Source organism: Microbulbifer jejuensis (assembly GCF_047289955.1).
Taxonomy (GTDB): Bacteria; Pseudomonadota; Gammaproteobacteria; order Pseudomonadales; family Cellvibrionaceae; genus Microbulbifer.
On the sequence record NZ_JBLBUB010000005.1, the window covers coordinates 44,199 to 63,619 of the forward strand.

18 protein-coding genes are annotated in these 19,421 nt (G+C 54.2%); 4 read left to right on the plus strand and 14 right to left on the minus strand.

Going from position 1 to position 19,421, the window contains the following annotated elements; translation table 11 throughout:
- Positions 1–136 precede the first annotated feature (136 nt).
- The 9 genes from hemH to ACL7TT_RS04615 all read right to left on the minus strand — a co-directional run bounded on the left by hemH (position 137) and on the right by ACL7TT_RS04615 (position 10,597).
- Positions 137–1,135: a ferrochelatase gene (gene hemH / locus ACL7TT_RS04575; RefSeq protein WP_299944827.1), complete on the minus strand. Its 999-nt coding sequence runs from the start codon at positions 1,133–1,135 to the stop codon at positions 137–139.
- 169 nt (positions 1,136–1,304) lie between these two features.
- Complete coding sequence (gene adk, locus ACL7TT_RS04580) at positions 1,305–1,958, minus strand: adenylate kinase (protein ID WP_413393523.1); 654 nt, start codon at positions 1,956–1,958, stop codon at positions 1,305–1,307.
- A gap of 189 nt (positions 1,959–2,147) precedes the next feature.
- A complete protein-coding gene (gene mazG / locus ACL7TT_RS04585) occupies positions 2,148–2,978 on the minus strand; it encodes a nucleoside triphosphate pyrophosphohydrolase (RefSeq protein WP_413393525.1) in 831 nt (276 codons plus the stop codon).
- A 12-nt stretch (positions 2,979–2,990) separates the two neighbouring features.
- Positions 2,991–5,240 carry a GTP diphosphokinase gene (gene relA / locus ACL7TT_RS04590; protein ID WP_413393527.1) on the minus strand — a complete coding sequence of 750 codons (2,250 nt, stop codon included), beginning with the start codon at positions 5,238–5,240 and terminating at the stop codon, positions 2,991–2,993.
- A 452-nt stretch (positions 5,241–5,692) separates the two neighbouring features.
- Positions 5,693–7,180: a sensor histidine kinase gene (locus ACL7TT_RS04595; RefSeq protein ID WP_413393529.1), complete on the minus strand. Its 1,488-nt coding sequence runs from the start codon at positions 7,178–7,180 to the stop codon at positions 5,693–5,695.
- A complete protein-coding gene (locus ACL7TT_RS04600) occupies positions 7,161–7,868 on the minus strand; it encodes a response regulator transcription factor (RefSeq protein ID WP_299944817.1) in 708 nt (235 codons plus the stop codon). Before ACL7TT_RS04600 ends, ACL7TT_RS04595 begins: the two co-directional genes overlap by 20 nt.
- A 98-nt stretch (positions 7,869–7,966) precedes the next feature.
- On the minus strand, positions 7,967–8,725 hold the full coding sequence (locus ACL7TT_RS04605) for a spondin domain-containing protein (protein WP_413393531.1): 759 nt from the start codon (positions 8,723–8,725) through the stop codon (positions 7,967–7,969).
- A gap of 22 nt (positions 8,726–8,747) precedes the next feature.
- Positions 8,748–9,449 carry a spondin domain-containing protein gene (locus ACL7TT_RS04610; protein WP_413393533.1) on the minus strand — a complete coding sequence of 234 codons (702 nt, stop codon included), beginning with the start codon at positions 9,447–9,449 and terminating at the stop codon, positions 8,748–8,750.
- A 269-nt stretch (positions 9,450–9,718) separates the two neighbouring features.
- Entirely contained in the window at positions 9,719–10,597 is an 879-nt protein-coding gene (locus ACL7TT_RS04615; protein ID WP_413393535.1) for an MBL fold metallo-hydrolase, read from the minus strand.
- A gap of 97 nt (positions 10,598–10,694) precedes the next feature.
- Here ACL7TT_RS04615 and ACL7TT_RS04620 point away from each other — a divergent pair, with 97 nt between their 5' ends.
- The 3 genes from ACL7TT_RS04620 (at position 10,695) to ACL7TT_RS04630 (ending at position 13,675) form a co-directional block, all read left to right on the plus strand.
- Positions 10,695–11,024, plus strand: a complete 330-nt coding sequence (locus ACL7TT_RS04620) for a metalloregulator ArsR/SmtB family transcription factor (RefSeq protein ID WP_413393537.1) — start codon at positions 10,695–10,697, stop codon at positions 11,022–11,024.
- 330 nt (positions 11,025–11,354) lie between these two features.
- A complete protein-coding gene (locus ACL7TT_RS04625) occupies positions 11,355–13,112 on the plus strand; it encodes a SulP family inorganic anion transporter (RefSeq protein WP_413393538.1) in 1,758 nt (585 codons plus the stop codon).
- Positions 13,113–13,414: 302 nt separating this feature from the next.
- Complete coding sequence (locus ACL7TT_RS04630) at positions 13,415–13,675, plus strand: DUF3081 family protein (RefSeq protein ID WP_299944806.1); 261 nt, start codon at positions 13,415–13,417, stop codon at positions 13,673–13,675.
- Between the two features lie 17 nt (positions 13,676–13,692).
- Here the strand turns inward: ACL7TT_RS04630 and ACL7TT_RS04635 are convergent, their stop codons facing one another.
- Positions 13,693–14,307 carry a MiaE family protein gene (locus tag ACL7TT_RS04635; protein WP_413393540.1) on the minus strand — a complete coding sequence of 205 codons (615 nt, stop codon included), beginning with the start codon at positions 14,305–14,307 and terminating at the stop codon, positions 13,693–13,695.
- Positions 14,308–14,940: 633 nt separating this feature from the next.
- On the opposite strand from ACL7TT_RS04635, the gene ACL7TT_RS04640 reads away from it, so the two are divergent.
- A complete protein-coding gene (locus ACL7TT_RS04640) occupies positions 14,941–15,888 on the plus strand; it encodes a DUF5996 family protein (protein WP_413393541.1) in 948 nt (315 codons plus the stop codon).
- Positions 15,889–16,057: 169 nt separating this feature from the next.
- On the opposite strand, the gene ACL7TT_RS04645 is transcribed toward ACL7TT_RS04640, so the two are convergent.
- From ACL7TT_RS04645 to ACL7TT_RS04660, 4 genes are all read right to left on the minus strand, one after another.
- The gene (locus ACL7TT_RS04645) at positions 16,058–17,536 is read right to left on the minus strand and encodes a serine hydrolase domain-containing protein (RefSeq protein ID WP_413393542.1); all 1,479 of its coding nucleotides are present in this window, start codon (positions 17,534–17,536) and stop codon (positions 16,058–16,060) included.
- A gap of 145 nt (positions 17,537–17,681) precedes the next feature.
- Complete coding sequence (locus ACL7TT_RS04650; protein ID WP_299946367.1) at positions 17,682–18,056, minus strand: hypothetical protein; 375 nt, start codon at positions 18,054–18,056, stop codon at positions 17,682–17,684.
- Positions 18,049–18,603, minus strand: a complete 555-nt coding sequence (locus ACL7TT_RS04655; RefSeq protein WP_299946369.1) for a sigma-70 family RNA polymerase sigma factor — start codon at positions 18,601–18,603, stop codon at positions 18,049–18,051. Before ACL7TT_RS04655 ends, ACL7TT_RS04650 begins: the two co-directional genes overlap by 8 nt.
- 11 nt (positions 18,604–18,614) lie before the next feature.
- The gene (locus tag ACL7TT_RS04660; protein WP_413393545.1) at positions 18,615–19,412 is read right to left on the minus strand and encodes a DUF6249 domain-containing protein; all 798 of its coding nucleotides are present in this window, start codon (positions 19,410–19,412) and stop codon (positions 18,615–18,617) included.
- Between the last annotated feature and the right edge of the window lie 9 nt (positions 19,413–19,421).

The window sequence follows — 19,421 nt, forward strand, 5'->3', positions numbered from 1 at the left end:
ATACAACCATATCAAACTTAATAAAAATATCCGGTATTGCAAGTCAAAAAGCAAATAAATAAGTGCTTTTCGGGGAAAAAGTATATTTTCTTATCAAATTTCACCACAGCGGCTCTATCTGGAGCAGTGATGGATATTATTTTGGCCCCGGCAAGCGGTTCTCAACCACTGAAGCTAGCGCCTCAATATGATCCCTGCGCAGGTTCAACGCGGGAATATATCGGTATTCACTTCCCCCTGCGTCGAGAAAAATAGCGCGATTCTCTACCGAAATTTCTTCCAGAGTTTCCAGGCAATCCGCCGAGAACGCGGGACAGATCACGTCCACGGAAGCCACGCCGCGTGTCCCCCATGCCATAAGTGTTTTATCTGTATAGGGCTGCAACCATTCCGCTTTGCCAAAACGGGACTGGAAGCTGACCTGCCAGCGGTCCCCTGCAATTTGTAACTGCTCCGCCAACAAGCGCGCGGTCTCAAGGCAGTGCCGATAATAGGGATCGCCTTTCTCAGTATTGATCTTGGGAATACCGTGAAATGACAGCAGGAGTTTTTCAGCCGGCCCGCTCTTCTGCCAATGCTCGCGCACGGAATTGGCGAGGGCGTTGATATAGAGGGGATTTTGATAATAATCCCTGATCAGCGAAATATCTGGCATATCGCGGCTCTTAAGAAAAATCTGCGCCACTTGATCGTAAATAGCCGCTGTGGTCGTGGCTGAATATTGTGGATACAATGGGAAAACAATAAAGGATTCAATCCCTTTTTTGCACAATGACTCCACCACCTGGTGTAACCGTGGACCGCCGTAGGTCATAGCGCACTCAACCACAAGATTCCGCCCGTTACTGCGAAAATACTCCTGTAATAACTCGGCCTGTGTGCGTGTATAGTAGAGAAGCGGGGAACCTTCAACCCGAGCGCCATCCACACCACAGTTCCAGATACCCCTATAGGCGGGTGCGATTCGCTTGGGACGAAATGGCAAAACCAGGCAGTTCAATATTGTGAGCCAGAGTGGGCGGGGGATTTCAACAACACGGGGATCAGAGAGGAACTCCCGCAGAAATCGTCTCACTGCAGCAGCAGTCGGCTGTGCGGGCGTGCCCAGATTCATCAAGATTACTGCCGTGGACATAATTGGACCCGTCTGAACGGTAAATTTGTCAGGAAAACCCGCCAAAACTCTTAATGACTAAAGACATAATTACAAGGTATAGAAGCGCTGATAACCTGCCAAAGGCGCAGTGGAGAAATATAAAAAAGCCCCCGTGCGGGAGCTTTTTAGATAAATCGTCACCGACAAATCAGCACAGTGCCTCGAGTAGCTTCCCGCGGATTTCCTGCATACTGCCAACCCCCGCGATTTTCGTGTATTTGGGGGCTGTTTCGGGGGAGCGCGCCACCAGCTCACGGTAGAAGCCGACCAAGGGAGCTGTTTGCTCATGATAGACTGCGAGGCGCTTGCGCACAGTCTCTTCGCTATCATCACTGCGCTGAATCAGTGCCTCACCAGTCACATCATCTGCGCCCTCATGCCGAGGCGGATTGTAAACAATATGATACACGCGGCCAGAGCCCTCGTGTATGCGCCGACCGGAAATGCGCTTGACGATTTCCTCATCGTCAAGCGCGATTTCTACAACGTGGTCGATGGGGATATCCGCATCCAGCAGGGCCTGGGCTTGGGGAATAGTACGCGGAAAACCATCGAACAGAAAACCGCCCGCACAGTCGGTCTCTGCGATGCGCGCTTTCACCAGGGCAATGATCAGATCGTCAGAGACCAGTTTGCCGGCCGCCATGATATCTTTCGCCTGTAGGCCGAGGGGTGTGGCAGCCTTCTCCGCTGCACGAAGCATATCGCCGGTGGAGATTTGCGGAATGTCGAACTTCTCTACGATAAATTGCGCCTGAGTGCCTTTGCCGGCTCCCGGTGGCCCCAAGAGAATAATTCGCATGTTCTGTAGCCTCCAAAACTGGCGACGCCCCAATAGCCGCCGCGCCAAAAGAGCGCTACCTTACACGCAGACCCAAAATTGAGCAAGATTGCTGCTTATACCATCCCATTCCCGTAAAATCACACAGCTCCGGTCAAGCGCGGGGCCCGGTGGCTTTCGATCAAACCCCCAACCCATTGAGGTTTTACGTCAGGGATTGCGGGGTTCGGGCGCCTGCTCCGCTTTCGCCCGCTTCCAAAGCCGGTCGAGTTCCCGCAGGCTGGCATCCGCAAACCGACGCCCCTGGGTCTGTAGCGCTGCCTCCACAGCACCAAAGCGTCGCTCGAATTTGCGATTGCTGCGACGCAGTATCGCCTCCGGATCTAACTTCAGGTGACGCGCGGCATTCACACAGGAAAATACCAGATCACCCAGCTCTTCCTCCACGTGCCGTCGATCACCCAGCGCCACAGCTTCGCGCAGTTCGGCAATCTCCTCCTCGATTTTATCGAGCACACCCTGGATATCCGGCCAATCGAAACCGACTTGCGCAGCGCGTTTCTGTAATTTGGCCGCACGTGTCATCGCTGGCAGTCCCACCGCCACCCCGGCCAGGACTCCGGCTTCACCTTTGACATTGCGCTCGGCGGCCTTGATCGCCTCCCAGTTTCGCTTCACCTGCACCGCATCCACATCGCCAGCGTCGGCCTCACAGTCAAGGGTGCCATCGGGAAATATATGGGGGTGCCTGCGCACAAGTTTGCGCACCAGGGTATCGACAATGTGTGCAAAATCGAAACAGCCCTGCTCCCGGCCCAGTTGGGCATAAAAGATGACCTGAAACAGCAGATCGCCCAGCTCCTCGCGCAAATGCTCGTAGTCCGCGGCTTCGATGGCCTCGGCTACTTCATAGGCCTCTTCAATCGTACAGGGCGCTATGCTGGCAAATGTCTGTTTCAAATCCCAGGGGCAGCCGCTCCTGGGATTGCGCAGCCGGGACATCAGGTATAGCAGGTCTTCCAGCGAGTATTCGTCTTGCACTTGCCCCCCTCCTCAGTGCAGCATGCGCCGCTTTGCCGAAGCGACATTGGGCAGGCGGTTGATGCGGTGTAGCACGCGGCTCAATTCTTCAAAGTTGTGGATCTCTGCAGTGAGCACCATTTCCACGGTGTGTCTGTGCTTATTGGATCTGGTTTGCATGGTAGTGACATTGACCTTATAGCTATCCAGCATCACTGTGACATCGCGCAGCAGGCCATGGCGGTCGTAAGCCTCGATCACAATTTCCACCGCATAGAGCTCCTGCGGCTTCTCTGCCCAACTCACCTGTAACACCCGATCGGATTCCTCCGCCTGCATACGCAGCATATTGGCACAGTCCTTGCGATGAATAGAGACCCCCCGGCCGAGCGTGATATAACCCATAATGTCGTCACCCGGCAAGGGGTTGCAGCAGCGTGCAATATGGGTGAGCAGGTTGCCGACGCCATCGATATAGACGTCCGCCTTGCCCTCCCCCCTGGCAACCGGTGCCGTTAGCGAAGGCACCTGGTCCACATTTACCACCTTGACCATGCGCTGGGCGGCATTCAAAACCTGGCCAACACCAATATCTCCGGCACCCACAGCCGCATAGAGATCCTCCAGTGAAGACATATTCAGCTTGGCCGCAAGTTTCTCAAAATCGAACTCTGCCAGCGCCAATTGCTTGAACTCGCTATCGAGAATGCCGCGTCCATCGGCAATATTCTGGTCCCGTGCCTGCTGCTTGAACCAGTGGATAATTTTGGCGCGCGCCCGCGAAGTTGTGATATAGCCCATGCCCGAAGACAGCCAGTCGCGGCTAGGGGCCTCTCGTTTGCTGGTGAGAATTTCCACTTGGTTGGCAGTACGCAATGCGTGATTGAGAGGCACTATACGCCCATCCACCTTGGCACCGCGGCAGCGATGACCGATTTCAGTGTGAATCTTGTAGGCGAAATCCAAAGGCGTGGCGCCGCTGGGTAAATCCACGACATGCCCATCCGGGGTAAATACGTAAATACGCGTATCAACATCACTGGTTCGCAAGTCATCCCGCAGCGGATTCCCACCCACTTCCTCGTGCCAGTCGAGGACCTGGCGCAGCCAGGAAATTTTCTGCTCATAGCTGTCCTGGCCGCCACTTTTCTTCAGATCGGTGCCCTTGTAACGCCAGTGTGCACAGACCCCATACTCGGCCTCCTCGTGCATGGCGAAGGTGCGGATCTGCACCTCCAGTACCTTGCGCTCGGGCCCGATCACCGCAGTGTGCAAAGAGCGATAGCCATTTTCCTTGGGGGAGGCGATGTAATCATCAAACTCGTTGGGTATGTTGCGCCATAAATTATGCACTATCCCCAACACCGCATAACAGTCCCGTACCGTAGGCACCAGTATCCGTACTGCACGAATATCGTATACCTGTGAGAAACCTATATTCTTGTGGCGCATCTTGCGCCAGATACTGTAAATATGCTTTGCCCGGCCGTAAACATCCCCCTCAATATCCGCACACGCCAGCTCGCCACGGAGCAGGTCCAAGACCGCATCGATATATTTTTGCCGCGCCAGGCGCTTCTCATCTAACAGGTGGGCAATCTGTTGGTAATCTTCCGGTTCCAGATAGCGAAACGAAAGATCCTCCAGCTCCCACTTGATATGACCAATACCCAAACGGTGCGCAAGGGGGGCGTAAATATCGGCCACTTCCCTGGCCACGCGTGTGCGCTTAGCCTGCTCGGCATTCTTTGCCGCGCGAATCGCGCAGGTGCGCTCCGCAAGCTTGATTAATGCCACCCGCACATCATCCACCAGCGCCACCAACATGCGGCGGATATTCTCCGAATGCTCCTCTATAGCACCGCCCCTGCCCTCATCACCGGTACCCGCACTGCGGCTACGGATCGCAGCCATACGCAAGACTCCGCGAATCAGCTTGGTCACTACCGGGCCAAATGCCTCTTCCGCCTGCCCGAGTTGCAGGCGTTTTTCCCGTACCGCTCGATACAGTACAGCGGCGACCAGTGCCTCGGAATCAATTTGCAGGTCGGCCAGTATCTCGGCCATTTCCAGCCCGGTGGCAAAACTACTGGCACCTTCCGCCCAGATGTTTTCCGCCGCTATGGCCCGCTGCTCCGCCTCGGCACTCATCTCAGCAGCACGGCGCAGAGTTACAACCTGCGCGCCATCCAGCCCGGCCAGTTTCTGCATATGGCGCAGCCAGGACTCCAAATCGAGTTCGCACTCAACACCGTAGGAATGATGTTTTCTGACTTGAACCATGCCTTATCGGACCGTAACAGGGATTTTTAACGCAATTGGACTCATTTACCGGCCCAAAACGGGGCTTCTATCATAGGTTTGAAGCCGTCAAAGTCCAAGATCTTCTTTATATTTTTCAGGAAGCTGCGCGCAAATCAGAATATCCCTGTAGCGGTGCCGCCGGGGTGCGAAGGTATGCAGCAGCAGCGGAGCCCGCGGGCCCGGGCTATTTGGCTGCCCTGTTCCGGTCTCACAAAAACAGCCCCGGCTGATCCAAGGGCCTCAGGACATTTCCCTGCCGTTCGCATACCCTTCCGGATAGATTCAAGTATAGGTTTTGTGGGGGTACGGGAGGCCAACAGATCCCAGCAGGAGGGCCAGGTGTCACACCATACCTCTGTAGCATAAGAAAAATACCGGGATGCCCAGAGGCCGCAAACCGAAATACCAGAGCATGTCTAGTGCAATGAATCTCAACTACAGCGCAGTTGAAACTCAAAGGCGGTACCGTGATTTTCCCTGCTATGCACACTGATATCGACCTGGTGCAGTGCCAGCAGCCTTTTGGTGATTGCAAGCCCGAGCCCGCCCTGCCCGCCGCTGTCGGACACGCTGTTGGCAGCCCTGTAATGAGCCTCAAATATATGTGGCAGATCATCGGCGGGTATTCCGCTGCCGCTGTCCTTTACACTGACCAGCACTTGTTCACCGCGGGGCTGCAATTGCACAATGACCTCGTCACCAGACTTGCAATGACGCAAGGCGTTTTCCATCAGGTTGGAGAAAACCCGTTCGAGTTTTTCAATATCACCGTGTACGACAATGGTTGAGTCTTGCGGGGTCACCTCCATTCGTACACAGTGCTGGCGGGCTTTTAGAGCAAATTTCTGCAGTACGTCCTGTACCAATTCCGCAAGCACGATTGCCTCGAAGTTCATCGGTACATCGGCACTCTCCAGACAGGCCAGTTCAAACAACTGCTCCACCAGCCGATTCACCTTTTTGCTATTGCGATAAGCCGTCTCCACATAGTACCGGCTATCGTCCGGGTGCAGTTCTTCGCGTTTGATCAGCCAGGTTTCCAGATATCCCCGCAAGGACGAAAGCGGCGTGCGCAGGTCGTGAGAGATGTGGGCCAACAGTTCGCGGCGCATTTCATCGACGGTTTTTATACGCAAGTACTGCTCCCGCAACGATGCAGACAGTGCATTGAAGGCACTGCCCAGGCGGTGAACCACATCGTTGGCATTGGCATCCCAGGGAGTTGACGGCAGCTCCTGTTGCAGGCCAGCGGCACGAAAGCGCTGCATATCCCCAGTGAGTTGCCGCAGTGGGCGGGTGAGCAGGCCAAATACCCACAAAGAAGCGATCAAGCTAAGTATCAGGCCACCGAGGAAAACCACCACTACCCAACGCAGGATCTGGTTCTGCCACACCCCCTGCGCCACATCATCGAATATCTCACTGCCAATAATCACGTACATATAGCCTTTAAGCTGGCCATCCCGCTTCACTGGGGCCGCGGAAAAGACCTTGCGCCGCTCGCGGTCGCGGGGGTCCGCACCGTATATTGTGCGCTGAATTTCAGTGGGGCTGTCGAGAAAAGTGTGAATAGGCTCGACTTCAATATGCCGGCGCTTGATCTGGGCCGGATCGGCAGAATAGGCGAGCACTTCGCCCTGTGGGTCCAGCAGGTAGAATTCGAAGTTCGGGCCCAATACCATCAGGTTGTGAAACAGGTGATAAAGGCCCTCTTTATCCGGATGGCCGTCGATAAATAATGGATGTTGATCGACCAGGTGGCGAGCCAGATCGCGGTGCAGGTTCTGCGCCACTTCATTTTGATGTGCGCTGACCACATAGCGCATCAACAGCAGAAACAGCACGCCCACAACCACAAAACTGCATAACAGCAGCAGTGCCAGGCGCCGAAAGAAAGCATCACGCAGAAATTGCATCATTGAACTTATAACCCACACCCCATACCGTCAGCACATACTCCGGTTGCGAAGGGTTACACTCCAGTTTGCTGCGCAGGCGATTGATATGGGAATTCACCGTATGCTCGTAACCGCTGTGCTGGTAGCCCCAGACCGCGTCCAGAATCTGCGCTCGGCGAAATACCCTGCCCGGGTGGCTGGCAAGGTAGCAAAGCAGGTCGAACTCCCGCGCCGTCAGTTCCAGTGGGCGCAAATCCAGCGTTGCGAGCCGTTTAGTGCAGTCGATGTGCAGGCGACCACAGGTGATCACACAATCCTCGCGGTCTTTCGCCTGGGCGTTCAGTGCGGTACGACGCAACAGGGCCTTGACGCGTGCCTGCAGCTCCCGTACACCAAATGGCTTGGGAAGGTAGTCATCGGCGCCCATTTCAAGCCCCAGCACCCGATCCAGTTCGGAGTTGCGCGCGGTAAGCATCAGAATTGGGAGGGCATTGCCGGCGTCCCGCAGGCGGCGGCAGATCTCCAGCCCATCCAGACCCGGCAGCATCACATCGAGCACCAACAGGTTGAATTTCTGGTTGAGGGCCCGCATCAGCCCCTGCTCCCCATTGTCACAGGAGGTGACCGAGTATCCCAGTGCCTCCAGATTCATGCGCAACAGGCGCAATATGTCGTGATCATCCTCTATTATCAAAATACGCATGTTCATAGCGGCCCACCGGGTCACAGTCGTCTTCCTGCCGCAGCCCCTCCTGTAAAGGGGATACGGCAGGTCCCGGACTGTTTGTCGCACCAACGCCGCAATTATTACTCGGTGCGAGTGATACTTAACAGCATGGCCGGCTGGTCAAAACGATGTGACTGGTCGAGAACCGACTCGGCGTATCCATCTGCCCGGCTGACAATGCCGGGATGACGTGCGACAAAGTTCACATCCTCCCGCTCAGCGTTAAAACCTTCGCCACCATCGGCGGGGCCGGGAATAGTGCCGGCCAATTCGCTGTTAAACTCGGTACCCGCATCGTATATCGGCGCCAACCGCTGCAGTGACTCACCCACCGCCAGAGTGGAAACATCGACTCGAGTGACCCCACTGAATGCATCATTGGTATTGACCAGCATGGTGGCGACCGTCAACAGTACGCCTTCCTCTTCGGCAAAGCTCAGAGAGAGGCTTTCTGTACCGCCGGGACCCAGCGGTGCTTCTGCACTTACAGAGGCGAAGCTGCCAGCATCCTCGAACGCCATAACAAATTCGCTGTTGTCACCGCCTTCAGCAAGCAGCTCAAGGCCGTTGCTGGAGGGTTGGCCGACAGTCCAACCGCGCAAAGTACCATCGTGGGCCACCACCGCCACCGGTGACAGGGGCTGGCCGTGGGTCAGGTTGGTAACCGTTACTTCAAACCCAACCGTGACGGGTTCAGGCTCAGGTGCAGGTGCAGGTGCAGGTGCAGGTGCAGGGTTGTCCGGTACATCGGCACGGTTGTTGTTATCGCTATCGCAGCCGGTCAGTAGGGCTGAAATGGCCAGTGATACTAGCAGAGCGCCCAATTTCAATCTTTTCATGGTGAATCCTCCCCTTGCCACCCTATTGGACAGTCACTACGACCTTAGCCACAGGGTTCAGCCAGCGGTGAACACGCGCGTCCAGATCACTGATACCGGCATCCGGATCGGTATCGCCGATATTGCCGCGGTGAATGTGTATTCGCTGGTTGACCTCTTCGATCGCAACACCGGTGCCACCGGCTTCACCGTTGCCACCGGGATTGGCGGGTATTCCCGCGACAAATGGCGCACCGCTACCTGCAACCACTCGCTCGTCGTTGGCTTCGGTACCGGCATCATAAGCGTTGAGGTACAGGGTATAGCTGCCGGGTTCCGTGGGGATTTCCCAGGCATCGAGCCCGACAAAGCCGTCATTGGTGGGCAGCAGCATGGCGGTTAGGGACAGAAATCCGTTGTTGCCGGTATCAAATGCCTCTATGTTGACACTGGTACCAGGCCCCAACAGACCGGCGGCCGGGTTTTCCACATTGGTCGCCCCCACAGATTCAGCCGAGGCGACCAACCCACTGATATCTCCTCCCTCGGCCATCATTTGAAGTTCAAGAGTGGCGGCGGAGCCGATGTCAAACAGGTGAAATTCGCCCACATGGGCGGAAACCAGCAGCGGTGTAAAATAAATGCTGTGGGTAAGGTTGGTGACTTCCACTGAAACCGTTTGTGCCTGAACGCCTGTCGCGGCAGCAGCCAACGTCAACGCGCCTAGAAATGGTTTTATTTTCATAGCTATCCCCAAAGTCTGTGGTTATACAAGTAAAAGACCGAAGAACCTTTTTCAGGCTAAAGGGGAAATATCCACTGGCGATCACCAAATCATCACGTTTCTATCACAAGGACTCTACTTGCCCCGCGACAAAGCCATGACCGACTTTCTGTACCGGAGCCTATCGGCATCGGGGCAAAGGCTTTCCTGTATTGTTAGCCCGTCACCACAACAGATTGCCGGAAGAACAGCAATCGGGCGGGAAGATACCGCGTCCCTACGGCACAATCCTAGAGTTGATTGAGTGGCACCTTCAGATAGACAGTGCCATTGGATTCCGCCGGGGGGAGTTGCCCTGCGCGGATATTGACCTGTACCGAGGGGATAATCAGCTTTGGCATAGCCAGGTTCGCATCGCGCCTCTTGCGAATCTCGACAAACTCCGCCTCACTAATACCTTCGCGCAAATGGATATTGTCACGACGCTGGATACCCACTGTTGTTTCACACTGGTGGTCACGCTTGCCTTGGGGCGGGTAATCGTGGCACACAAACAGGCGGATTTCTTCCCCCAACCCCAGGATTTTTCGTGCAGAGTGGTACAGCTGGGAGGCATCACCACCGGGAAAATCACAGCGGGCACTCCCCACATCCGGCATAAACAGGGTATCGCCGACAAATAGGGCATCACCGATCAACCACACCATATCCGCAGGCGTGTGCCCGGGGCTGTAAATCACCCGCGCTTCCAGCTCCCCTACTTGGAAAATATCACCATCTTTAAACAAGTGATCAAACTGGCTACCATCGACCAAAAATCCCCGCTCCAGGTTAAACACTTCGCGAAAAATCTCTTGCACCTGGCGTATCTGCTCCCCGATGGCAATGCGCCCACCCAGTTGACCCTTGAGAAAGGGCGCCCCTGACAGATGGTCCGCGTGTGCATGGGTCTCCAGCATCCACTCCAACGTAAGCCGCTTGCGCCGGATAAACGACACTATCTCCTCTGCACCCCGGCTACTGGTGCGTCCGGAAGCAGCGTCAAAGTTGAGTACGGCATCCACAACCGCAGCCGAACCCCCCTCCCGGTCGTACACCACATAGCTCCAGGTGTCCGTATCCCTGTCAAGAAACGGCTGCACCTGAGTGACCTGCTTTCTCTGTGGCATCACATAACCCCTACAATACATTGGCCCAGCAATATACAATCTGATAATATACAAAACAATATATTGTATTTGTGAAACCTGTCAGTAGCCGATCCCTATGCCCAATACCGACAAACCCGATCTCAGAAAAATGCGCGAATCCGCTGGCCAGGCTACCGCCATGCTGCGCTCCCTGGCCAATCGGGATCGCCTGCTCCTGCTGTGCCAGCTCAGCCAGGAAGAACTCAACGTCAGCGAGCTTGAAAAGCAATTGGACATTCATCAACCCAGCCTCTCCCAGCAGCTGGGCGTATTGCGCCGCGAGGGCCTGGTGGCCACCCGGCGCGCGGGCAAACACATCTACTACCGGGTTGCAGCCCCCCGGGCCCTGTCCCTGCTGCAAACCCTCTACCAACTCTACTGTGCGGAGTCCTCCAATGATGACTGAATCGGCGGCCTCAATACCGTCACCGCCTTTGCCGACAACACCCGGGTCAGCTCTCCATGGTCTCTGTGGCGGCCAAGTTAGCATTCAAACTGGCGGGTTTTGTCATCGTTTGCATTCTGCGCTATTCAACGACCAGCTGAAAAGATCGAAATGATGAAACCCCCGCTTTACTGCGCTACTCACCGCTAAATACAGTTTCAATTAAGTCTCAAAACGAACATTCTGCGTTCGGGTTACCCAAGCAAGCCCGGTGCCCTCTCAATGGCGCCCGCCTGGCTTGCCGCTGCAGCGCACTACAATTAGGGGCCGCCAACGCCCAATGGATACAATATGCGGGTGCACCATCTGATTTCGCCCTGGCTTAAGCATTACCGGCCCGAATGGCTGGCAGGTGATGCCATTGCCGCGCTCATTGCCAGTATGATGCTTGTACCCCAGGCGCTGGCCTATGCAGCCCTGGCAGGACTGCCACCGTATCTGGGGCTCTATGCGGGCCTACTGCCACTGGCCGGTTATGCCCTGTTTGGTTCAAGCTCAGTACTGTCAGTGGGCCCGGTGGCGGTGCTGGCCCTGATGACCGCCTCGGCCCTCAGCCCTATCGCCACACCGGGTAGTGCCGAATACATCAACGGCGCCATCCTCCTCGCCCTGCTGAGTGGTTTGATACTCCTTTTGATGGGGTTCCTCGGCCTCGGCAGTCTGTCCAATCTGTTGAGCCTGCCGGTTGTGGACGGCTTTATCTCCGGTGCAGCTATCCTCATTATTGTCGGTCAAATCGCTCCTTTGCTGGGAATAGAGAACAGTGGTGATACGGCCCTGGAAATACTGCTGAGCACCCTCAGCAACACTTCCGATACGGACCCACAAACCGCCATCCTCGGCTTCGCTGCCCTGCTGAGCCTGATCGGTGCACGCCTGGGCCTTCCCTTCGTATTGATAAAAATGGGGGTCGGCCCGCCCAGGGCAAAACTGCTGTCTCGCCTGGCTCCGATGCTGATTGTCCTGTTGGCAATTTTGTTCACCGCCCTATTCCATTGGGAAAAGGAAATACTCGTGGTCGGCGATATTCCGGCCGGCCTGCCAGAGCTGAAGATGCCAACTTTCAGCCTGAGCCTGCTGCACCAGTTGATGCTGCCGGCACTGATTATTGCCCTGCTCGGATTTGTGGAAAGTCTCTCCATCGCCCATGCTATCGCTTTGCGCCGGGGGGAAAAACTCAATGCCAGCGCCGAACTCCGGGGCCTGGGTGCGGCCAACCTGCTCAGCGCATTCTCAGGCGGCTTCGCAGTCACAGGCAGTTTCGCACGCACAGCCGTGAATGATGAGGCTGGAGCCAGATCTCCATTGAGTGGGGTGATCGCTGCCGTGCTGATTGCCCTGGTCCTGCTGTACGCGGCCCGGATATTCACGGAATTGCCGGTATGCGTGCTCGCCGCAACCATTATCGTAGCGGCCGCCAACCTGATAAACCTGCGTGCCATGGCCCTGCACTGGCACTACGACCGCACCGACGGTCTCGCCATGGCCGGCACCCTGCTGGGTGTTTTGCTGTTCGGTGTCGAAACTGGTATTGGGCTGGGCATTGGATTGTCCTTCGCCACCCTTATCTGGCGCACCAGCAGACCCCACATTGCTGTGGTCGGACGCGTACCGGGCAGCGAGCATTTCCGCAATGTTCTGCGGCACACAGTAAAAACCCAACCGGGTATCCTGTTTCTGCGCATTGATGAGAACCTGTTCTTCAGCAATATCAGCGCCGTTGAAGAACGCCTGCTGGTCGAGGTCAAGCGCCACCGGAACCCCCACGACTTGGTACTTATTCTCTCTTCGGTAAACCGGATTGACAGCACTGCGATAGAGCGGTTACAGCAAATTAACCGAGACCTGAGGGAACACGACATACGCCTGCATCTGGCCGAAGTAAAGGGACCAGTGCTGGACCGTATGGGGCGCTCCAAACTGCTGCAGGAGCTGAGTGGACGGGTCTTTATGTCTTCCTATATTGCCGAGTTGGCTTTGCGTCGCTACCAGATCAAAGGTGACGACAGCAAATCCACGGAATCGCTGCCCCCTGCCAAACCCACCTGAGACCGGCGTAGCCCAAAACGGCGTCAAATACCCCCTTAAAGGAAACAAACCCGAAGAAAATCACCGAAAACTGCAAATCATCCGCTATCCGGAGCCTATTACTGCCACCTCACCATCTGCCCTCTTGTACGCAAGCCGGGGGTTACAGCAAACCTGAACACGGACAGGCACTAGAATAGTAAACTAAACACAAACCCACTGTTGAGCACTATCCGAATTCACTCTGCCAAAGGTTTCAGTTCAACCCAGGGGAAAAATTTCCAATATCCACCCATCCCGCTTCACCACACAGAGAGGCCGCTATGGAAGAGGCGCACAAAGTCGACGTCAAGCAAGCCCTGCGGGTATTCGACCGGGTCACCAGGGAGGGCCGCAAAGAGCGCGATGGCTGGCATTACCAAGGGCTGACAGTGAGCACCGATTTTGACGGCTATACGGCCTTTATCCATTCAAGCAAAGTGAAGCTCACGATCTTTTTTCATAACAAGTTCTCGGTGGATTATAAGAGCGGTAAAGACTTACAGGAATTTTTGAACCTTATTGACCGCCTGGATAAGGATTAAAGCCCTCAATAATTGAACTACTTCGGGACACCGCTGTGGAAGCGGAAAATGCTGTCACTGTGCTCTACCAGTTCCCGCTCCACTTGCAGCAACACCTGGACCCGTGGCGCCGTGCCCTCACCGGCAGTCTTCTCGGCTAGGTACAGATAGTCACGAAAGTGACGGGCCTCAGACCTCAAAAGAGAGAGATAGAACCCCTGTAGTTCTTCATCCAGAAAGGGCGCGATTCGGGCAAAACGTTCACAGGAGCGCGCTTCAATAATCGCGCCACAGATCAGGGTATCCACCAGTCGCCCCGGCTCGGTCGTGCGCACCTCGGCGCGCAGACTCGCCGCGTAACGAGACGCACTGAGATGGGGATAGGCGATGCCACGCTTCTCCATAATCGCCAGCACCTGCTCAAAGTGGCGTAATTCCTCGCGTGCCAGACGCGACATTTTGTTGAGCAGCTCGAAGTCATTGAGGTAACGAAACATCAGGTTCAGCGCTGTACCCGCCGCCTTCTTTTCACAGTTTGCATGGTCCACCAGCATCAATTCTGGCTCGGCCAGCGCTGCGTGAATCCAGGCCTCCGGAGTCGGGCACAGCAGAAACCCGTGAATGGCGGAAAGATCGGGGGTTTGACTATTCATAGGGGGTACTTCAATAGGAGAAAATCACTTGGCGCGGGATTATAGCGACCCGGGATAAAAAGGGCAGCTATGCCAGCTGTTGGTACAGCAGCTTCTGTTTACCGGATTGATTTGGGAAGAACGGCATCCCCCTCCTTTGCCAGGCGGAAGAAGCCCGATGCAGAGGTATGCGCCTGCCGGAGCGGATACCCAATGCTCCAATTGTCACAGCCTGCGCCAGAAAAAGGCGTATCGCTTGTACCAGACCCTAGTGGCATTGGCCGCTTTCAGGGGTAAAGCGGTTGTCCCGGCGGCTCGGGAAATTCTTGACTGCCACTTTGCGAACTGACCAGGGCAACGGGTTGCACAAGTGTTCTGTGACCCCGATTACCGGGTAGTGCAACCCATATTTGCCCAGTTATACCTGTGCCGGCGCCCGCGGCAGGACGACGAGTGCTGGCTCAGCACAAGAATGTCATCTTCAATATTGCTTGACTAACCAGCCAAAGCCCCACCCTGAACAAAGGGGTATACACTGTTATTTCAAACCATTGCTCAAGTAGATCGCTACAGCGCGGCTCGGCAGCGACACACCCATACACTTAACAAAGTGTCGCACAGCATTGAGGCCGCTCGAAAAGGCAGGAGACCGTATTGACTATCGGCTTATCAAACCGATCCCAGACCGCCGACTGGCCGGAGCTTCCCTTTAAAAACTGGTCGGATACAGCGGCGACACTCCATATGTGGACCCAAATAGTCGGAAAGATTCGACTCGCGCAAACCCCGTGGACAAACCATTCCTGGCATGTCCCCTTCTACGTAACAGCGCGCGGCCTCGGTACGTCGCTGATTCCCTATGATGGCAGGGCATTTGAAATCACCTTCGACCTGCTTGACCACCAACTTGTGATCCAGACAACCAATGGCGGCCAACAATTCCTAGCGCTGGAGTCGCGCTCTGTTTCCAGTTTTTATCAAGATATTCTCAAGGCACTCGCGACACTTGGTCTCGATATCCAGATCTTTACCACACCCAGCGAAGTAGCCGATGCAATTCCATTCGAAAAAGATAATAAGCACCATCATTATGATCACGAATTTGCCACACGATTCTGGCGCGCCCTGGTGCAGATGGATCGCGTGTTCAAGGAATTTCGCTCCCGTTTTATTGGAAAATGCAGCCCTGTCCACTTTTTCTGGGGCAGCTTCGACCTGGCCGTGACACGCTTTTCGGGCAGAGAGGCGCCACCTCATCCGGGAGGCGTGCCACACCTTCCGGATTGGGTCGCCCGCGAGGCCTACTCTCACGAGGTGAGCAGTGCAGGATTCTGGCCAGGTGGCGGCAAGATCGAGACCCCATCGTTTTACTCCTATGCCTATCCGGCACCGGATGGATTCTCTAAAGCGCAAGTGTCACCCGCAGAAGCCTACTACTCGGACAAGTTGGGCGAATTCATTCTCTCCTACGACGATGTGCGAACATCAGAATCGCCTGACGACAGGCTGCTAGAGTTCCTCCAAACTACCTATGAGGCGGCTGCCAATATCTCGGGCTGGGACCGCACAGCCTTGGAGCGTGAGCTTGTGCCAAGTCCTTGACATTACTGGTGTGTTGACCTGGATTGATTCAGCTAAGAGTGCACAAACTTCACCTAAGCGGCTTAAACGCCTTGTGTATCAGTATGGCGGTGCCCCGAAATCGTATTATTAATGAAACAGTAGTGCTGCCCGTCAGCGACAGACCTCCTGTTACCAGTTTTGCCAGCGCTTAAACTTTGCCTGACACATCAGGCTCCTGAACACTAGCGCCTGGCTTTTTATAAATAAGTGAGCCATTTTTAAGCGTAGCCCTATTGTTCTGCCCCAGGATAATTGAAATCTTCCTACTGAATACACCAAAATGAGCGTTATAACCCTGCTCATCTTTCAATAGAGCCCCTTTAAGACTGCCCCAATCTATTTTTACCTGGTCATTGGTAATATAAATCTTATGTTCCGGCCAGCCTTTATTATTTCTGTAAGTCCCTAACAAATTAGACGGCAACTCATCAGCTTGTACTATCAGGTCACTATCAGGCGCATCCATCAGCTCTGCTTTGATCGATTCCGCTAACCGTTGCGATTCCTGCTTCAGTAATTCATAACGATTGCCTTTCTCAAGCACAGAATTATAAGCATAGTTAGCAATCACATGGGGCAGAGTGAACGCAATATCCTGATTGGTAAAGGCTATGACCCCTATTGCTCGCTCGGGCATAAAGGACACATGTATACTGTAGCCACCGTAATTACCAAACCTCGTCAATAGGGCTTCACCATTGTATTCCGCCACATCCCATCCCAATGTATAGCCATCACGCGCATAAGTGAAATAGGTTCTTTTTTGAGCGACCTGTTTATCGTGCATTTTCTCAAAAATATCGCCTTTGGATAATTTTGAGGCATCCTGGTTGATATTGGTTTTCAGCCAGGCAGCAAGGTCGCTTGCTGTAGAAACCAGACCGCCTGCAGGGTGCATGGTGGCATTTGTTTTGTGGTGCCCATAATCAAAAACACCACCGTCTTTTGCAGTGGTAATTGCAGGCAATATATTCGTAACCCCAGAAATATTTGCAGTTGTAGCACTCATACCTAAAGGCTTGGTAATATACAATGAGATGAGCTCAGCCCAGTGTTTGCCCATAACAGACTCAGCAAGCATTGAAGCCACAATTGGCCCCGTATTTGAATATCTAAACTGATGGTCCGGCGCAACAAGCATATGCTCATTTAAAGCTCTGGTTAACTCAAGCTGATCGGCGTAACCAAGAAATGCCGTTTTAAAGGTAAATGGAACACTCGTAAAACCGGATGTATGTGTAAGCAGTTGTTCCACTGTAATTTTGTTAGCGTCAATCTTTCCGCTGGTAATTAGCGTGGGGTCATAATAGGATATAGGTTTACTTAAATCTATTCTTTCTGCATCATGAAGAATAGCCAATAATGTGCCAGTCAATGCCTTAGTATGAGATGCGATAAGAATCGGAGTATCTTTGCTTAACTGGCGGTCACCTTTTGAATAGGCATTGAAAAAAGAAAGTCCACTTGAATCTACAAGCCCAACAAAATAAGAACCCGTTAAATTATTTTTATCAATCAGTTCTTTTAAAGTAGATGACACATCTGATTTCACTTTATCGTTACCTGCAAAGCAGTCATAAGCAGCCACAGACAAAGCTGCCACACATAATAGCACTTTCCAATTCATGGATATTTCCTGTTTTTTTACTTTTTTAAGTGAAACTGGAAGGCAAAAACACCTGTAATTCCTTCACCTCACTATCATTCCATTAAGGGTATCTTTATAAATTAAGTTTTCCTTAATTTATAGAGAACCCCTTAATGCTCAAGGCTTAGTGACGGGCAGCAAGAATACCGCCGGCCATAACCACCAGAGAGGAGAGCATCCCCATACCAACCAGACTGTAAAGGCTGATAGATTGTCGGGCGGCTTCGCTCAATACCTCTCCAAAGGGAAACTGCCAGGCAACAATACCGGAGGCAGCCAGCACAGCGAGATACTGGAATCCACTGGCACGGCGCTCAGCACGCCTTGATGACACCGGCAACTCGGCCATCACCCGGTCACAGAAGCCATTGTCATCCAGGTAGGGCTCCCCGAGTTGCAGCTGTTCACTCAACCAGGCATCGAACACCGGATCTTTGCCCTCTATAGCTGTATCGCGCAAAGCGCTGCCCTTTCTGTGATGTTGTTCAAAATTAACCATTGACCACCTCCTCGTGCCAAGGTTGCAGCAAGCTGCGCAGCTTGGCCCTGGCGCGATTGATATGAGATTTTACCGTACCCAGTGGCAACTTCATGATATTCGCCGTTTCTTCATGAGAAAAACCCCGCTGCAGGGATAAGTGTATGGCTTGGCGTTGCACATCACTGAGTGATTCCATGGCGGAGTCAAGGTCCCTGGCCATAGCCAATTGCTGGGCTTCCTCCACACTTTCATCAGCCTGGGCCTTATCTACTGCTTCCTGATCCACTTCCGGCGTATTCTTACGCTTGTGACTCATAACAAGATTGTAGGCAATACGGTACAGCCAGGTGCTGAAGCGGGCATCTCCCCGAAATGCCGGCAACGCTTTGTAGGCCTTGATAAATGCCTCCTGAGCCATATCGTCTGCCAGGCCCTGGTCACCACCACACAGCTGCCGGAGCGAGAATCGCAGCTGAGACTGATAGCGGCGAACCAGCTGCGCGTAGGCCCGCTGGTCCCCGTTTTCGACGGCGCGTCTGATCAGCCCCTCATCATCGAGGTCCATATTCGCTGTCCTTACGCCTGCTTGTTATCCAGCTTCCAGTTGATAAAGCGGGCCAGACCGATAAAGAGAGGGATCACTCCCAGACTACCCACTTCGATACCCGCCAAGGCTGTAAGGCATATAAATACCGCCGAGCCAATTGCTATTAGGGTGATACCCCGGTCTTTAGGGCTCCCCGGACTATTGCCATCCAGGGCATCAAACAACTCCGGCGGAACATCCCGGCCCTCTGCCACCATGCGGTTGATGTTGTCCATCAACAGTTGCTTCTTGCGATAGCTATTATGGGTGACCAACCACACAATCAACACCGGCATACCAAAAACACAGAGCAGGGCAACGATTGGTATCAACAATTCATCTAGCTGCTCAACCTCGTGATCTCTAAACCAGTGGCTGGAAGAGTGGTCGTAACGCCGGGAAAGGCCGATTTCCACATTCTCCGGGACACTGTCAAGCGCCTCCTCAACCACCTGACCGCGCTCATCGAGAATCCCCTTGCGTTCGAGTTTCTCAATAATGCGCTGGCTTAGTGGACCACCGAATTCCTCACCAAGGTCCACCTGAACCTCACTGCGCTCACCATCCTCTCCACGGGTTTTAATCGTGAGCACACCATTTTCATCACGCAGGATACGCACGCGCGATGCGGCCTCCGGGGCTTCAATGTCCACTGCAGGAGGGGCTGGGGGCTCCGGCATAGTGGCGGTATTCTCCTGTGCCCAACTGCCCTGGGCGACAAATAAGGCTGCTACTGCCATGAACCAATGGGTGCCTGCCCGCACCGAAAAGATAGTTCTCGCTCTCATTTTTTGCTC

Bases quoted from the DNA above. Each gene is read 5' to 3' on its own strand.
- hemH (WP_299944827.1), bottom strand. From the start codon at position 1,135: ATGTCCACGGCAGTAATCTTGATGAATCTGGGCACGCCCGCACAGCCG.
- adk (WP_413393523.1), bottom strand. From the start codon at position 1,958: ATGCGAATTATTCTCTTGGGGCCACCGGGAGCCGGCAAAGGCACTCAG.
- relA (WP_413393527.1), bottom strand. From the start codon at position 5,240: ATGGTTCAAGTCAGAAAACATCATTCCTACGGTGTTGAGTGCGAACTC.
- ACL7TT_RS04595 (WP_413393529.1), bottom strand. From the start codon at position 7,180: ATGATGCAATTTCTGCGTGATGCTTTCTTTCGGCGCCTGGCACTGCTG.
- ACL7TT_RS04600 (WP_299944817.1), bottom strand. From the start codon at position 7,868: ATGAACATGCGTATTTTGATAATAGAGGATGATCACGACATATTGCGC.
- ACL7TT_RS04605 (WP_413393531.1), bottom strand. From the start codon at position 8,725: ATGAAAAGATTGAAATTGGGCGCTCTGCTAGTATCACTGGCCATTTCA.
- ACL7TT_RS04610 (WP_413393533.1), bottom strand. From the start codon at position 9,449: ATGAAAATAAAACCATTTCTAGGCGCGTTGACGTTGGCTGCTGCCGCG.
- ACL7TT_RS04615 (WP_413393535.1), bottom strand. From the start codon at position 10,597: ATGCCACAGAGAAAGCAGGTCACTCAGGTGCAGCCGTTTCTTGACAGG.
- ACL7TT_RS04620 (WP_413393537.1), top strand. From the start codon at position 10,695: ATGCCCAATACCGACAAACCCGATCTCAGAAAAATGCGCGAATCCGCT.
- ACL7TT_RS04625 (WP_413393538.1), top strand. From the start codon at position 11,355: ATGCGGGTGCACCATCTGATTTCGCCCTGGCTTAAGCATTACCGGCCC.
- ACL7TT_RS04630 (WP_299944806.1), top strand. From the start codon at position 13,415: ATGGAAGAGGCGCACAAAGTCGACGTCAAGCAAGCCCTGCGGGTATTC.
- ACL7TT_RS04635 (WP_413393540.1), bottom strand. From the start codon at position 14,307: ATGAATAGTCAAACCCCCGATCTTTCCGCCATTCACGGGTTTCTGCTG.
- ACL7TT_RS04645 (WP_413393542.1), bottom strand. From the start codon at position 17,536: ATGAATTGGAAAGTGCTATTATGTGTGGCAGCTTTGTCTGTGGCTGCT.
- ACL7TT_RS04650 (WP_299946367.1), bottom strand. From the start codon at position 18,056: ATGGTTAATTTTGAACAACATCACAGAAAGGGCAGCGCTTTGCGCGAT.
- ACL7TT_RS04655 (WP_299946369.1), bottom strand. From the start codon at position 18,603: ATGGACCTCGATGATGAGGGGCTGATCAGACGCGCCGTCGAAAACGGG.
- ACL7TT_RS04660 (WP_413393545.1), bottom strand. From the start codon at position 19,412: ATGAGAGCGAGAACTATCTTTTCGGTGCGGGCAGGCACCCATTGGTTC.